11 protein-coding genes are annotated in these 15,505 nt (G+C 71.3%); 4 read left to right on the top strand and 7 right to left on the bottom strand.

What is annotated here, in order from left to right; translation table 11 throughout:
- Nucleotides 1-11: 11 nt before the first annotated feature.
- Nucleotides 12-1,751: a discoidin domain-containing protein gene (locus ACTOQ2_RS15700; RefSeq protein ID WP_440100304.1), complete on the bottom strand. Its 1,740-nt coding sequence runs from the start codon at nucleotides 1,749-1,751 to the stop codon at nucleotides 12-14.
- 427 nt (nucleotides 1,752-2,178) lie between these two features.
- Here ACTOQ2_RS15700 and ACTOQ2_RS15695 point away from each other — a divergent pair, with 427 nt between their 5' ends.
- The 3 genes from ACTOQ2_RS15695 to ACTOQ2_RS15685 all read left to right on the top strand — a co-directional run bounded on the left by ACTOQ2_RS15695 (nucleotide 2,179) and on the right by ACTOQ2_RS15685 (nucleotide 4,736).
- Nucleotides 2,179-3,174: a LacI family DNA-binding transcriptional regulator gene (locus tag ACTOQ2_RS15695; RefSeq protein WP_440100303.1), complete on the top strand. Its 996-nt coding sequence runs from the start codon at nucleotides 2,179-2,181 to the stop codon at nucleotides 3,172-3,174.
- 696 nt (nucleotides 3,175-3,870) lie between these two features.
- Nucleotides 3,871-4,059 carry a hypothetical protein gene (locus ACTOQ2_RS15690; protein WP_440100302.1) on the top strand — a complete coding sequence of 63 codons (189 nt, stop codon included), beginning with the start codon at nucleotides 3,871-3,873 and terminating at the stop codon, nucleotides 4,057-4,059.
- A 485-nt stretch (nucleotides 4,060-4,544) separates the two neighbouring features.
- Entirely contained in the window at nucleotides 4,545-4,736 is a 192-nt protein-coding gene (locus tag ACTOQ2_RS15685) for a hypothetical protein (RefSeq protein ID WP_362689871.1), read from the top strand.
- 1,953 nt (nucleotides 4,737-6,689) lie between these two features.
- On the opposite strand, the gene ACTOQ2_RS15680 is transcribed toward ACTOQ2_RS15685, so the two are convergent.
- From ACTOQ2_RS15680 to ACTOQ2_RS15670, 3 genes are all read right to left on the bottom strand, one after another.
- Nucleotides 6,690-7,091 carry a hypothetical protein gene (locus ACTOQ2_RS15680; protein ID WP_440100301.1) on the bottom strand — a complete coding sequence of 134 codons (402 nt, stop codon included), beginning with the start codon at nucleotides 7,089-7,091 and terminating at the stop codon, nucleotides 6,690-6,692.
- 186 nt (nucleotides 7,092-7,277) lie between these two features.
- Nucleotides 7,278-8,651 carry a diaminopimelate decarboxylase gene (gene lysA / locus ACTOQ2_RS15675; protein WP_440100474.1) on the bottom strand — a complete coding sequence of 458 codons (1,374 nt, stop codon included), beginning with the start codon at nucleotides 8,649-8,651 and terminating at the stop codon, nucleotides 7,278-7,280.
- A 282-nt stretch (nucleotides 8,652-8,933) separates the two neighbouring features.
- Nucleotides 8,934-10,211 carry an aminotransferase class I/II-fold pyridoxal phosphate-dependent enzyme gene (locus ACTOQ2_RS15670; RefSeq protein WP_440100300.1) on the bottom strand — a complete coding sequence of 426 codons (1,278 nt, stop codon included), beginning with the start codon at nucleotides 10,209-10,211 and terminating at the stop codon, nucleotides 8,934-8,936.
- Nucleotides 10,212-10,427: 216 nt separating this feature from the next.
- Between ACTOQ2_RS15670 and ACTOQ2_RS15665 the strand changes: the two genes are divergently transcribed.
- Nucleotides 10,428-11,321: a DUF4429 domain-containing protein gene (locus ACTOQ2_RS15665; protein WP_440100299.1), complete on the top strand. Its 894-nt coding sequence runs from the start codon at nucleotides 10,428-10,430 to the stop codon at nucleotides 11,319-11,321.
- A gap of 15 nt (nucleotides 11,322-11,336) precedes the next feature.
- Here ACTOQ2_RS15665 and ACTOQ2_RS15660 read toward each other — a convergent pair whose 3' ends face one another.
- The 3 genes from ACTOQ2_RS15660 to ACTOQ2_RS15650 form a co-directional block, all read right to left on the bottom strand.
- Complete coding sequence (locus ACTOQ2_RS15660; RefSeq protein WP_440100298.1) at nucleotides 11,337-12,059, bottom strand: HNH endonuclease family protein; 723 nt, start codon at nucleotides 12,057-12,059, stop codon at nucleotides 11,337-11,339.
- A gap of 123 nt (nucleotides 12,060-12,182) precedes the next feature.
- A complete protein-coding gene (locus ACTOQ2_RS15655; RefSeq protein ID WP_440100297.1) occupies nucleotides 12,183-12,851 on the bottom strand; it encodes a response regulator in 669 nt (222 codons plus the stop codon).
- Nucleotides 12,848-15,472 carry a DUF4118 domain-containing protein gene (locus ACTOQ2_RS15650; RefSeq protein WP_440100296.1) on the bottom strand — a complete coding sequence of 875 codons (2,625 nt, stop codon included), beginning with the start codon at nucleotides 15,470-15,472 and terminating at the stop codon, nucleotides 12,848-12,850. The genes ACTOQ2_RS15655 and ACTOQ2_RS15650 overlap by 4 nt, the downstream gene beginning before the upstream one ends.
- Between the last annotated feature and the right edge of the window lie 33 nt (nucleotides 15,473-15,505).

Below are 15,505 nucleotides of genomic sequence, written 5' to 3'. Positions count from 1 at the left end.
GAGCGGGGGGATCACTTGTAGACGCGCACGTAGTCGACGAGCATCTGCTTGGGGAAGCCGGTACTGGCGTCCGGCGGGCCGGGCCAGTCACCGCCCACCGCGAGGTTGAGGATGATGTAGAACGGGTGGTCGAAGACCCACGGCCCGCGCGTCGCCTCGACCTGCTCCTTACTCAGGGTGAGAACCGTCCGGCCGTCCAGGGTGTAGACGATGCCCTTGCTGTTCCAGGTGGCGGCCCAGACGTGGAAGTCGTCCGAGAGGTCCGCGCCGCTGGGCAGCGTGTACGGGGCGCCGATGCCGCCGCCGCCGTTGTAGGCGGGGGCGTGGATGGTCGAGTAGGAGGTCTTGACGTCCTTGCCGAGCACCTCGAGGATGTCGATCTCCCCGTTGTACGGCCAGGGCCTGCCGGTGAGGAAGTCTGCGCCCATCATCCAGAACGCCGGCCACAGGCCGTTGCCCTTCGGGACCTTGACGCGGGCCTCGACCTTGCCGTACGTGAAGGTGAACTTGCCGCCGGTGTTGATGCGGCCGGAGGTGTACTGGCAGGGTCCGCCGGGGCAGGACGATCCGGCGGTGGTCTCCTGCCGCGCCGTGATGACGAGGTTGCCGTTGCCGTCCATGGCGGTGTTCTCGGGCTTGTAGTACTCGAGCTCGTTGTTCGGGCCGGTGCCCGGGTCCTGGGTCCACTTGGCCGCGTCGGGCCTGGTGCCCGCGCCACCGTTGAACTCGTCACTCCAGACGAGCGTCGTCGGCGGGTCGGCCGGGTCCGGCGGGAGCGGCGGCGGCGTGATCGGGGCGCCACCGGTGCCCCAGACCTGGAACTCCCACAGCGAGTAGCCGTACGGGGTGGCGCGCTGGGTGCCGTACATGCGCACGTAGCGGCCGGTGCCGTTGACGGTCAGCGTCTGCTTGAAACCGGTGCCGGTGGTCGTGGAGTAGATCGGCGTCCAGGTGGTGTTGTTGTCCGAGACCTGGATCTGGAAGGCCCTGGCGTAGGCCGGGTCCCACTGGAGGACGACCTGCTTGATCTGCGCGGCCGCGCCGAGGTCGACGGAGATCCAGCCCGGGTCGACCCAGCCGGTGGTGGAGCTGGTCGCCCAGCGGGAGGCGGGATCGCGGTCGAACGCCCTGGCCGGGGTGCACTCCCAGCAGTTCCCGTCGCTCTGGGAGGTGGAGGCCGCGCCGGGCCTGCCGTAGGACAGCAGCTTGAGCGCGCCCGGGTCGGGGGTGGGGGTGGGAGTCGGGGTGGGGTCGGTGCCCCCGATGGTCCCGTAGACCTGGAACTCCCAGAGCGAGTAGCCGTACTGGGTGGCGCGCTGGGTGCCGTACACGCGCACGTAGCGGCCGGTGCCGCTGACGGCCAGCGTCTGGTTGCCGCCGGTGGCGGTGGTCGTGGAGTGGATCGGGGTCCAGGTGGTGCCGTTGGGCGAGGTCTGGATCTGGAAGGCCCTGCCGTAGGCGGCCTCCCAGTTCAGCGTCACCTGCGTGATGGTCGCACTGGCCCCGAGGTCGACCTGGATCCACTGCGGGTCGCTGAACCCGCTGGACCAGCGGGTGCCCGCGTTGCCGTCGACGGCCGCGGACGCGGGGAAGGCCACGTTCTCCGAGGACGAGGCGGTCGCCGTCTTGCCCTGGGAGAGCAGGGTGTCGGCGGCCGCCGCAGGCATGATCGCGAGACAGGACGTGACGAGGGTGACGGCCGCGGCTATCAGCAGGGCCATGCGGCGGCCGGGACTTCGGGACGAGGGCATCGCGTCTCCTCGGAGAGTGGGGGGTGCGTACCGGTATCGGGTCGGGGAGCGCTCTCTCAACCAGAGATTGCTCTCGTCCGACACGGGCTGTCAAGTGTCCGTTTAACCAGGACGAAACGGGCCACACATGATCCGGCAATCAACCGTGCATCTCAGGGAGCGCTCCCGGATAATCGTTTGCACCGTTACAACGGGCTGTGAACTGGGACGAAGAAGATCCTTTTCGGGGAGCGATTTCTCGGATTTCCTCCGGCGGCCATCCCGAGGGAAAATCCGGTCAAGTTCGGGACATTGACAGAAATCCTCCTTCCGGTCACCCTTTGTGAGGGAGCGCTCTCTTCATGATCATCGATTAAGCTGGGGAAGGGTGGGACCGCACGTTCAGGCACCACCGGTCAGCGGGCGGTACGAACTGCGGGAGAACCACATGAGACGACCCACCCTGGAGGCTGTCGCCACCCGGGCCGGCGTGTCCAAGTCAACGGTCTCCAGGGTGGTGAACGGTGAGCCGACGGTCGCCTCCGACATCCGCGACCTCGTCATGCGGGCGGTGAACGACCTGGGCTACATCCCCAACCCCGCGGCGCGCAGCCTGGTGACCCGGCGCACCGACTCCATCGCGGTGATCGTCTCCGACCCGTCGGCCGGACTCGTCTCCGACGATCCGATGTTCTCCACCGTCGTGCGCGCGGCCAGCCGCGAGTTCGAGGCGGCGGGCAAGCAGGTCATGCTCATGCTCGCCGGCTCCGACGACGCCCGCGTACGGGCCCGGCAGTTCGTGGCCGCCCGCCACGTGGACGGGGTCATGCTCGTGTCGATGCACGGCGCCGACCCCCTGCCGGCGGCGCTCGCCGCCACGGGCGTCCCCCTCGTCTCCCACGGCAGGCCCACCTTCCGGCTGGACGTGCCGTGGGTCGACAACGACAACACCGGAGGGGCCGCCCAGGCGGTGCGGCACCTGCTGGAACGGGGACGGCGCCGGATCGCCACGATCTCCGGCCCGCTGGACATGTCCGCCGCCCAGGACAGGATCGGCGCCTACCGCGAGGTCCTGAGCGAGACCGGACGGCGCTCGATCGTGGCCATCGGCGACTTCACCCGGATCTCCGGAGCCGAGGCCATGGCGCAGCTGCTCGAGGACGACCCCGCGCTGGACGCGGTGTTCGCCGCCAACGACCTGATGGCGATCGGCGCCATGCGGGCGCTGCGCCAGGCGGGCCGGCGGGTGCCCGACGACGTGGCGGTGGTGGGGTACGACGACATCGAGGCGGCCCTCTACACCGATCCCCCGCTCACCACGGTACGCAGCCCCATGGGCGAGCAGGCCGCCGCCTCGGCCCGCCTGCTGCTCGGCCTGCTGCGAGGCGAGCCCGCCGCCCCGGTGACCCTTCCGACCCAGCTCGTGGTCAGGGAGTCCAGCTAGCCGGGAGGACGGCCGGAGCACGCGGGGGCCGGCCGGTTCGGGTCCGACGGCGCGAGGGCACCAGAAGGCATGGGGCGATGCACCGAAAAAAGGGCAGCAAAAACTAGATAATCCATATATTGATGGTTACCTGGACAATCATCTGAAAAATCCATACGGATAATGGATGACCATCGTCCCGGAGGCGCGAGTCCAGAGAACGACCATCCGCCGAGTACATGTGACGGGAAAATCAAATAATCTGGACATATTCCTCCAATTGACGAATCCGTTTAGCCCTCGTTAACGAGGGTTGCGCTTTGCCATGTCGATCATCGGGTAACTCCTGCTTGCCGCCACTATCGCGGTTCAAGCAATCCGACTCCCTTGAATCACAAAAGACATGGAAAGCGATGACTTCTAGCGGCAGAAGACGGATTTCTATTATCAATTCCGGCAAACGTGCTCGAAACTGGCCCGTCGCGGCAACGATCAGCGCTGTTCTGGCGCTTTCCTGTCAGGTTCCGGCTGACGCCGTCACCGGCATCACGGGAATCCCCTTCCTCGAAACGAGGACCGTCGGCGACGTGGTCGCTCCGGTTCGCGAGGCGGCCGGAAGGTGCGACCGCTCGCGTGTCCACGGGGTGGGAACCGTCGCGCGGAAGAAATGCAAGTGCGGGAGAAGGCGCTGCTGTTGCCGCGACGGTCGTGACGGCCGTGACGGCGAGGACGGACTGCCGGGCATCGGGCTGCGCGGCCCCTCGGGTCCGGCAGGCCCGGCAGGCGCGGCGGGCGCGGACGGAGCCCCAGGACCGGCGGGACCTGCAGGAGCGGACGGCGCGCCGGGAGTCGCCGGACCTGCGGGACCTGCCGGGCCTGCTGGACCCGCGGGCACGGACGGCCTGACAGGACCCGCAGGACCCGCGGGCGCCGACGGCGCGACAGGACCCGCAGGACCTGCGGGACCTGCCGGACCCGCAGGACCCGCGGGCACGGACGGCCTGACAGGACCCGCAGGACCCGCCGGACCCGCAGGACCCGCAGGCGCCGACGGCGCGCCGGGAGTCGCCGGACCTGCGGGACCTGCCGGGCCTGCTGGACCCGCGGGCACGGACGGCCTGACAGGACCCGCAGGACCCGCAGGACCCGCAGGAGCGGACGGCGCGATAGGACCCATCGGCCTGACCGGAGTCGCCGGAACGACCGGACCCGCGGGCGCCGACGGCGCGCCGGGTCCCGCCGGACCTGCGGGACCTGCCGGGCCTGCTGGACCCGCGGGCACGGACGGAGCGACAGGACCGGCGGGGCCCGCGGGTCCCGCAGGGTCGAGCGCCCTGGCCACCAGGCAGGTCGCCGCGGGGACGCCGACTCTCGTTCCCGCCGACACGACGGTGACCGTTCTCGGCGGCGTATGCCCTGCGGGCACGCTCGTCGTCGCCGGAGAATGGAGTGGCAGTGCCCTGGGGGTCGACGTGATCGCCTCCGAGTCGGTGATCGGCAACCGGTGGAGCGTCACGTTCGCCAACGGCGGAGCGCTCCAGCCCACTGTGACGGTCTCCAGCTCGTGTGTCGGACCTGCGTAAGAAGCGTGGAAAGCGGCGGCGGACGCCGGGTCCGGATCGGAAAGTCATTGGCGAAAACCGCACAGACCTTATCGCGGGCCACGGCCGGTGAATCGCACCAAAATTCTCTCGATATCCAAGAACCCTAAATTCCGGTCATTGCCCACAGGACAGGAAATCTCTGGAGCACACGGTTTTCAAGCTCAACAACCTGGACACATCCCAGCCGTTGACGAATCCGTTTAAACCTTGTTAACGAGGGTTGCGCTTTGCCGTGTCGATCATCGGGTAGCTCCTGCTTGCCGCACCGTCGCGGTTCAAGAAATCCGATTCCCTGGAATCATAAAAGACATGGAATGCGATGACTTCTAGCGGTAGAAGACGGGCTCAAATTATTGATTCCGGCAAACGTGCTCGAAACTGGTCCGTAACAACAACAGCGATCGGTGCCGTCCTGGCGCTTTCCTGCCAGACGCCGGCCAACGCCATGACCGACACCACAGGCATCAGTCCCCCCAATACGCGAGACCCCGGTGGCGAGGCCGTTCCGGTTCGGAGGCTGACCAGCCCGCTGGACGACGCGCGGGTGTCCCTGATGAGGCCCCTCAAGCGGGAAGACTGCAAGTGCCAGGGGAGGCACTGCGCGTGTGACCGTGACCGTGACCGTCCCGGCAAGCACAGCCGTGCCGGCGGAAAGAACAGGGAGGGCCGCGACAGCGGAAGGAAACCGTCGAACCTCGGGCTGCCGTCGGAGTCCGCGAACCCTGCGAACCCTACGAACGCGGCGAACCCAGCGAAATCGGCGAAACCGGCTGACCCGGCGGACCCGGTAGAGGCGAGCCTTCCGGACGGCCCACTCGCGCCGACGAGACCGATGGGATCCCAAGGACCGGCAGGCCCGGTGGGCGCCAAGGGAATGGCCGGTCCGGCCGGACCGACGGGAGCCACGGGAGCGAAGGGTGACACCGGCGCCCCCGGGCCACCGGGAGCGCCGGGCCCCGCGGGCGCGCTGGGGCCCATGGGCGCGACGGGCGCCATCGGTCCGGCCGGGCCGATGGGCCCGGCAGGACCCATCGGCCCGGCAGGAGCCGACGGGCTCACGGGACCGATCGGACCGGAAGGAGCGGCGGGGGCCGTCGGACCCGCGGGACCGGCAGGCCCGATCGGACCTGAAGGACCGGCGGGGGCGGAAGGGCCGGCGGGACCCGCCGGTCCGATCGGGCCGGTCGGACCGATCGGACCGGAAGGACCGGCAGGACCCGCGGGAGCCACCGGCGCCCCCGGACCGGCGGGCGCGGAGGGCGCGGCGGGGCCCGTCGGCCCCGCGGGCGAACCGGGTGCCGCCGGACCGGTGGGACCGACCGGCGCCACGGGAGCCGCGGGCACGCCCGGCGCACCCGGCCCGGCGGGACCCGCGGGGCCCGCGGGCCCCGCGGCGCCGACGTCCGCCGTGTCCGTGGCCTACCTGCTTCTCGAACCGATCACCGCGTCGGTTCGGAGCGACGGGACGGCGCGGATCCGCGACCCGCGAACGACTCCACGCTGGCACGACCTTTCGACGATCCCCGGCCATCCCACCGATGTGGTGGACGTCGCGGCGACGGTCCTTCATGACGGCGCCCTTCCGTACCTTCACCTCACGGTTCAGAACTCGGCCGGTCAGGTCTCCTGGACGAAATGCCTGCTTGGCCGCCCGGTTCCGGTGACGGGAGGCTTCTTCGCTCCGGGAACGCCTCTCGGGCCTCCCGCGTACCCCGCCAACTGCGACAAGTTCACCAACGAGACACCGTCGGCCTGAACCCCTGCGGGGCCTCACCGGACAGCGGAGAACGCCGTGCCCGGCACCAGCCGGGCACGGCAGCGGAACCGTTCGGAGGACGTCCGCGGACCACGCGGCCCTCGGGCCGGGGGACGCGTCAGTTCCGGACGAGGATCGGGAGGCGCGTCAGTTCCGGACGAGGGTCAGGGGGCGCGTCAGTTCCGGACGAGGACCAGTCGCGAGGGGTCTTCTCCGGCCAGCGGGACCCGGAGCCTGCGCCTTGCGGCGACTACCCGGTACGCGGCGGTGCACGCGTTCGCACCCAGCGCGACGGCGACGAGCAGGCCGAGGCGGACCAGGTCCGGCCTGCCGAAGCTGAGCTCCCCGGCGCCGTTTACCAGGAATCCGGTACCGAAGAACCACGCCATGACGGCCGTCGCCAGCGCGACCCCGGCGCGGACCCCGCAGGCGGCGTGGGCGCACACGGCGATCGCCATGATCAGCACGCGGCCGGCGACCTCCGCCGGCGCGAGGAGCAGCGAGGCGGCCACGGTGGCGGCGACGACGGTGACGAATCCTCCGGCGAGCGAGAATCCCGCCGGTTCGGTCCCGAACATCGCCACCACTCCTTTATAAAACAGACATTTGTTGCCTAGCGGACATTTGCCGAAGGGGCCGGCCTCTGCCCCTCCATGGAATCCCGGGAAATGCCCGCAGGCCAATGTCGATGTGTTTTCTTCACCTTTTCCCTACGTTCATTTACGCCATTCCTCACCCGCCGCAGGTCTCCGCGGGCCGGCCTCCTACAGGCCCACGTCGCGGCGCATCAGGTCCTGCTCCATCTCCCTGCGGACGAGCAGCCTCGCCCGGCCGTCGCGTACGGCGACGACCGGGGGCCGGCCCATGAGGTTGTAGGTCGAGGCCATCGAGTGGTGGTAGGCCCCGGTGGCCGCCAGCGCGATGAGGTCACCCGGGCGCAGGTCGGCGGGGAGCGGGACGTCCTCCGCGATCGTGTCGCCCGTCTCGCAATGGTGGCCGACGACCGTGAACGAGCGCGGCCCCTCGCGGGAGACGCGCCCGGCGAGCCGTACGGTGTAGCGCGCCCCGTACAAGGCGGGACGGGGGTTGTCGCTCATCCCGCCGTCGACGGCGACGAACGTCCGCGAGCCCCCGCGCTTGACCGCGACGACACGGTAGAGAGTGGTCCCGGCGGTACCGGCGATCGCCCGGCCGGGCTCCACGATGAGCCGGGGCACCGGCAGGCCGAACCCGGCGGCCCGCTCCGTGATCGCGGTGACGACCGCGTTCGCGAAACGCTTCAGGTCGAGTCCCCCCGCACCCGGCAGGTAGGCGATGCCGTGCCCGCCGCCCAGGTCGAGCTCGGGGAGGATCACGCGGTGGGCGTCGCGGATCCGGGCCATCTCGCCGACCAGGACCCTGGCCGCCCGCTCGTACGGCTCGACGTCGTCGATCTGCGAGCCCAGGTGGCAGTGGAGCCCGGCCAGTTCCAGCCGGGGCTGGTGCAGGACCCTGGCCACGGCGTCCCCGGCGGCACCGCTCAGGATGGACAGGCCGAACTTCTGGCCCTCTCCCGCTGTACGGATCTTGGGGTGGGCACCCGCCTCGATGTCGGGCGTCACCCGGACCAGCACCTTCTGACGACGGTCGATCGGGACGAGCGCGGCGAGCCTGTTGATCTCGGCGACGTTGTCCACCACGATTCTGCCGACGCCCTCGTCCACCGCCCTGCGCAGCTCGGCGGGCGTCTTCGCGTTGCCGTGCATGATGATCCGCCTCGCGGGGAACCCGACGGACCTGGCGACCGCCAGCTCGCCTCCCGAGCAGACGTCGATGCTCATCCCCTCGGCCCGCATCCAGTCGGCCATCGCGCGGCAGAGAAACGCCTTGGCCGCGTACGCGATCTCGGCACCCGGGAGCGCGGCCCGGTAGGCGCGGCAGCGCAGCCGCACGTCCGCCTCGTCGATCACGTAGCCAGGGGTGCCGAACCGGTGGGCGATCTCGGTGAGGGACACCCCGCCGATCGTGACGTCTCCCTTGGCCGTGACGCGCGTGGTCGCCGACCACGGGGCGCCGGCGGTCTCACCGGGCGCGGTCGCCCTTCGCTCGGGGAAACCGGTGGAAGGGGCCCCAGGACCCCTGCGGACGGGTAACGGCAACGGGATTTCACTCGCGTGCGAGACGCCCATGCTTCCTCCTGCTTTCGCGGCCCGGCCGGATGGCCGGACACAGGGGACGCTAGGTCGGCGAAGGGCGGATCGAACGGTTCCGGACGGGACCCTGACGCTCCTCCGCCCTACCCTGACACCTCCTTGACGGCCGGACGACGGCCGGACACGAAGCGTGAGATCGGCAACGCGGAACATCCCCCCGGCACGGAGAACCGGCCAGAGGGACGCCCGGGGCCTTCGCCGACAGGTCGGCGAAGGCCCGGTGGGTGCCTAGCGGGCACTCTCCAGGAGCTTCTCGGTGGCGACGAGGCGCACGCAGGTGGCGAGGCCGGAGATGGCCAGTTCCAGCTCGTCGAGCTCGGGGTAGGTGGGGGCGATGCGGATGGTGCTGTCACGAGGGTCCGTCGCGTACGGGTGGGTGGCGCCCGCGGGGGTGAGGGCGATGCCCGCCTCTCCCGCCCGCCGCACCACCTCGCGCGCGCAGCCCTCCAGCACGTCGAGGCTGATGAAGTAGCCGCCCGCGGGGCTGGACCAGGTCGCCAGGCCGCTGCCGCCCAGCTCCTTCGTGAGGATCGTCTCGACCGCGTCGAACTTCGGCCGGAGCAGCTCCCGGTGGCGGCGCATGTGCTCGGCCAGGCCGTTCTCGTCGCGCAGGAACTCCACGTGGCGGAGGTGGTTGAGCTTGTCGGGGCCGATGGTGCGCTTGGCGGTGTTCCCGAGCAGCCAGGCCACGTTGGCCGGGGACGAGCCGAAGAAGGAGACGCCGGAGCCGGCGAAGGTGATCTTCGAGGTGGAGCCGAAGACGAAGACGCGGTCGGGGTTGCCGTTCTCCGCGCACAGCGCCAGGATGTCGGCGATCTCCACGGGCGTGTCGGTCAGGTGGTGCACGGCGTAGGCGTTGTCCCAGAAGATCCGGAAGTCCGGGGCGGCGGCCGGCATGGCGGCCAGGCGCCGCACCGTCTCGTCACCGTAGGAGACACCGCCGGGGTTGCTGTACTTGGGCACGCACCAGATGCCCTTGACCTGGGGGTCGTCGAGCACGAGGCTCTCCACGACGTCCATGTCCGGTCCCTCGGCGTTCATCGGCACCGGGATCAGCTCGATGCCGAACCGCTCGCACAGGGCGAAGTGGCGGTCGTATCCGGGAACCGGGCACAGGAACGCGATCCGCGGCTCGTCGGCCCAGCGGCGCTCGGCTCCGGGGAGTGTCCCGAGCAGGGCGTGGACGATCGAGTCGTGCATCAGCGAGAGGCTGGAGTTGTCCGCGGCGACGAGCTGGGCGGCGGGCACCTGCAGCGGGCCGCTGAAGATCTCCCTGAGCTCGGCCAGGCCCTGGAGCCCGCCGTAGTTGCGGCAGTCGGTGCCGTCCGCGGCGGTGTGACCGGCGGGCAGGTCCAGCAACGCCTCGGAGAGGTCGAGCTGCCGCGCCGATGGCTTGCCCCGCGTCAGGTCGAGGGACAGACCGCGCCGGACGAGCGCGTCGTAGTCACGCTGGGCACCGTCTCGCCGGGCGGTCAGCTCGTCGATGGTCAGGGCCGGAGAGGTCACGGGAGTTCCTTCGCCTGCTGGTGATCGGCTCCGGAGGCGGTCGGCGACCGGCGGGGAAGACGGTTGTGGAGCGGCTCCGAAGGTGGCCTGGTCGACTTCGAAGAATAGAAGACCACGACGCCCGATCGGAAGCCGGGCCGTTCGCGTCGCGCCGTCCCGGACGATTCAACGCTCGATCATGCGCGTCATATGACCGGCTCACCATACGATCGCCGTATGGCGGAGGTCATGGTGCGTGACGGAACCTGGACGTTCGACGGTGAGATCCTGCGCATCGTCCCCGGCCGCGACCGGAGCGTGAAGAAACTGCGGCAGCTGCTGGGCGAGGTGCGGGTCCCCCTGGAGGCCGTGGCCGGCATCGCCTACGAGCCCGGCAAGAAGGGCGGCAGGCTGCGGCTGCGGCTGCGCGAGGGCGCCGACCCGTTCAACCAAGCGGCGGGCGGGCGAATCGCCGACGCCGCCGACCCGTACCAGCTGGTCGTGGACGCCGACCGCACCGGCGCCGCCGAGTACTTCGTCGACGAGGTACGCAACGCGCTGGTGATCGAGCAGGTGCCGGACGGTCCCTCGGAGCGCTATCTCATGCCCGGCCCCGCCCTGCCCGTGGTGGTTCCGGCGGGCGACGGCACGGCGACGTTCGACGGCGAGTCGATCCGCCTCGAATGGAACTGGGCCACCGAGGAGGCCAAGAAGTCGGCCGGTCCCCAGCGGATCGCGCTGAAGGACCTGAACGGCGTGGAGTGGTTCCCGACCGCGGGCCTGGAGAACGGCTACCTCCGTTTCCACCCGAAGGGCGTGGCACCGCACAAACTCGCTCCCAAGCACGACCCGAGCTGCCTGGTCCTGTGGGGATTCGACAAGGAGACCCGCACGACGGCGCTGCTCGTCGCCGCGATCCTCGCCAGGCTGCCGCACCCCTCGGACGCCCGGCTGTCCGCCGCCGCGGCGTCCCCGGCGATCGAGGCCGCCACACCCGCGGCACCCGCCGGCGGCGACGACCCGGACTCGCTCCTGCGCCGCCTGCGCGAACTCGGTGACCTGCACAAGGACGGCGTTCTCACCGACGAGGAGTTCACCACCGCCAAGCAGGCCCTGCTCCGCCGCTTCTGAGCGGCAGCGCGGGCGTCACCGGCACTGGGCGAGCATGACGGTCTTGTCCGCGCGGGTGACCGGCAGGTTGTACTTCAGGGCCACCTGGGCGAAGCGGACGACGTAGGCGCAGCGGACCCCGCGTACGGGAGGGAGCCAGGACGCCGGTCCCGAGCCGCCCTTGGCCTCGTTGGCGTCGCCGTACACCGGGAGGAGGTTGAGCGGGTCGTTGGCGATGCGCTTCCGCTTGGACAGCGGCCAGCGGGAGGCCCCCATCCGCCACTCGTAGGACAGCGGGACCACGTGGTCGACCTGGATCTCGTCGGAACGCTTCTTGGTCCAGCGGACGATCCGGCCGGTGTAGGGATCGCGCAACTTCATGGAGACGACCACGCAGTCGGATCCGCGGCGGTAGCGCACGTCCTCGCCGTCGCGGGCCAGCAGGTCGTCGCGGGTACGGCAGCCGTTGCGCGCGTACGGCACTCCTCTGGCGGTGTCGGCCCAGTTCTCGCCGAACCTGGCCCGGCTGTAGCCGGCCTTGGAACCCATCGGCGCGACCCGGAGCTTCCCGATCAGCCTGACGGCGACGCCCCGGTCTCCGGTCGACCTGACGGGCGCCAGTCCGGGGCCCACACCGTCCGGGTTGTCCAGCGGCGCGACCCGGGCCGGCGCGGCCCTCGCGCGCGTGTCGTCGTGCGTCGACAGTGAGAAGAGCACCGCGGCGCCGAGCATCACGGTGACCACCCCCCGCGTGCTCACCCATGCCTCCAGAAGCGTCTACGGGCTCGTGCTTGACCGATTCCCGGTAATCCCCTGGTTGACACGGGGGTGTCCGCCGGCTGAGACCGTACCCGGAGGGCGGCCGGTCAGGGCTGGAAGCGGTCAGGGCTGGAAGCGGTAGCCCATGCCCGGTTCGGTGAGCAGGTGGACCGGGTGGGCGGGGTCACGCTCCAGTTTCTTGCGCATCTGGGCCATGTACTGGCGGAGGTAGTTGGTCTCCTTGCCGTAGGCGGCGCCCCAGACGTCGTTCAGCAGGCGGCGCTGGGTGATCAGCTTGCCGGGGTTGCGGACCAGGATCTCCAGCAGGCGCCACTCGGTGGGGGTCAGCCGCACGCCGCCGGAGACGGTCTTGCCCGCCAGGTCCACCTCGTGCTCGCCGATCACGAACCGGGCCGTTTCCTCCTCGGTGACCGAGGCGCGACGCGACACCGCACGGATCCTGGCGAGCAGCTCGTCGACGCCGAACGGCTTGATGACGTAGTCGTCGGCGCCCGCGTCGAGGGCCTCCACCTTGTCGCGGCCCTCGGCCCTGCCGGACAGCACGATGATCGGGACGGTGGTCCAGCCGCGCAGCCCGTGGATGACGTCCACCCCGTCCATGTCGGGCAGGCCGAGGTCGAGCACGACCAGGTCGGGGTGCCGGTCGGCGGCCTGGCGCAGGGCGGCGGCGCCGTCGCCGGCCACGGCCACCTCGTACCCGCGGGCGGCCAGGTTGATCCGCAGCGCCCGCAGGAGCTGGGGCTCGTCGTCGACGACGAGGATGCGCGTCACAGGTCCTCCACAGGTGCGGGCGCGGCCCGGTGCCGCGGGAAGACGGGCAGGGTCAGGATCATGGTGAGGCCCCCGCCCGGTGTCTCGTCCGGTACGAGGGTGCCGCCCATCGCCTCCGCCAGCCCCCGGGAGAGCGCGAGGCCGAGACCGACACCGGTGGCGTTGTCGCGGTCGCCGAGCCGCTGGAAGGGCAGGAAGACCCGGTCGCGTGACTCCTCGGGAATGCCCGGCCCCCGGTCGACGACCCTGATCTCCATGTGGTCGCCGTCGTCGCCGTTTACGCTCGCGCCGACCAGCACGGCGACGCCCGGCGGGCTGTAGCGGACGGCGTTGGAGACGAGGTTGACCAGTACGCGTTCGAGCAGCGCGGGGTCGGCGGCGATCTCGGGGAGATCCTCGGGCAGGCGGCTCAGCACCCGGTCGTGCGGCGGGCCCAGCTCGTCGACGACCCGGGGGACGATCTCCTCGAGCGCCGTCGGCTGGAGCGTCAGCCCGAGCGCCCCCGCCTGCAGGCGGCTCATGTCGAGCAGGTTGACGACCAGGCGGTCCAGCTTGACCAGGGACTCGTCGGCCGTGGCGAGCAGTTCCTCCCTGTCCTCCGGCGACCAGTCGACGTCGGTGGCGCGCAGGCCCTCCACCGCCGCCCTGGCCGAGGCGAGCGGGGTGCGCAGGTCGTGGCTGACCGCGGCGAGCAGCGCGGTGCGCATCCTGTCGGCCTCGGCGAGCGGGCGCAGTCGCCCCGCCTGCTCGGCGAGGCGGCGGTGGCGCAGCGCCACCGCCGCCTCGGCGGCGAACGCCTCCAGCACCCTGCGGCCTGACGTGCCGGGCAGCCACCCGCGTACGGCCAGTACCAGGTCGTCGTCGACGACCACGTCGGTGCCGGCGACACCGGGACGGGTGGACGGCTCCCCGCCCCCGGTCGCCACGATCCGCCAGCCGTCCGAGCGATCCGAGCCATCGGAACCGTCCGGTCCGTCCGGTCCGTCCGAAGCCCCCGAACCGTCCGGGCCGGGCGGGCCGGGCGGGCCATCGGGCCGGCGTTCCAGCAGGGTGACGGAGGTCAGCCCGAAGATCTCCCTGAGCCGGGAGAGCAGGGACGGCAGCGCCGCCTCGCCCCGGAGCACGTATCCGGCGAGGGTCGCCAGCACCTCGGCCTCCGCGCCCGCGAGGGCGGCCTCCCTGGCGCGGCGGGCCGCCAGGTCGACGACCGCGCTCACCATGATCGCGACCAGCACGTAGACGACCAGGGCGAGCAGGTTCTCCGGTCGCGTCACGGCCAGCGAGTGGAACGGCGGCGTGAAGTACCAGTTGAGGAGGGCGAACCCGGCCACCGCGGCGGTGATCGCGGGCCACATGCCGCCGGTCAGCGCGACGCAGACCACCATCAGCAGGAACAGCAGTATCACGCTCGGCAACGTCGCGTGACCGATGCCCAGGAGGGCGGCGGTGAGCAGGGGGAGCCCGAGCAGCGCCGTCCCCCAGCCGGCGAGCCTGCGGGAGCGGGTGAGCGCGGCGCGCGACGGGCGGCGGCCGCCGGACCTCCCCGCCTCCTCGTGGGTGACCATGTGGACGTCGACGGTCCCCGAGGACGCGGCCGTGGTCACCCCGACCCCCCGGGACAGGGCCCGCGCGAGCCGTCCGCGCCGGGAGACCCCCAGCACCAGCTGCGTGGCGTTCACCCGCCGGGAGAAGTCCAGCAGCGCCCGCGGCACGTCGTCGCCCACGACCTGGTGGTAGCCGCCGCCCAGGCTCTCCACCAGCGCGCGCTGCCGGGCCAGGCGCGCCGGATCGGCGTTCGCCAGGCCGTCGGCCATCGTCACGTGCACCGCCAGCAGGTCCGCCCGCGGGGACCTGGCCGCGATCCGCGCCGCCCGGCGCACCAGAGTCTCCCCCTCCGGGCCTCCCGCCAGCGCCACCACCACCCGCTCCCGGGTCTCCCGCACCCCGGCGGCGCGATGCTCGGCGCGGTGGTGGCCGAGGCTGTCGCCGACCTCTCCCGCCACCCACAGCAGCGCCAGCTCGCGCAGCGCCGTCAGGTTGCCCGGCCGGAAGTACGTCGACAGTGCCGCCTCCGCTCTCTCCGGCGCGTACACGTCGCCGTGCGCCATCCGGCGGCGCAACGCCTCCGGGGCCATGTCCACCAGCTCCACCTGCCCGGCCCGCCGCACCACCTCGTCGGGCACCGTCTCGCGCTGGACCACCCCGGTGATCTCCTCGACGGCCTCCCCGAGCGACTCCAGGTGCTGGACGTCGAGGGTGGAGACCACGTCGATCCCGGCCTCCAGGATCTCCTCCACGTCCTGCCAGCGCTTGGCGTTGCGCGAGCCCGGCACGTTGGTGTGGGCCAGCTCGTCGACCAGGACGACCTCCGGCCTCCGCGCGATGACGGCGTCCACGTCCAGCTCGCCGAACACGGCCCCGCGGTGCTCCGCCGCCGCTCGCGGGACGATCTCCATCCCCTCCAGCAGCCTCTCGACGCGCTCGCGACCGTGCGTCTCCACCAGCCCGACCACCACGTCCGTGCCGTGCTCCCCGCGCCCACGCCCCTCTGCCAGCATCGCGAAGGTCTTGCCCACCCCGGGGGCCGCCCCCAGGTAGACGCGCAGCCGTCCGCGTGCCATGCAGCTCGTTCCTCACCGATCGCCGAATCCCTG

It is taken from the genome of Streptosporangium sp. H16 (assembly GCF_051918855.1).
Taxonomy (GTDB): Bacteria; Actinomycetota; Actinomycetes; order Streptosporangiales; family Streptosporangiaceae; genus Streptosporangium.
The sequence above is the reverse complement of the archived record's forward strand: the minus strand, read 5'-3'. Positions and strand labels throughout refer to the sequence as shown.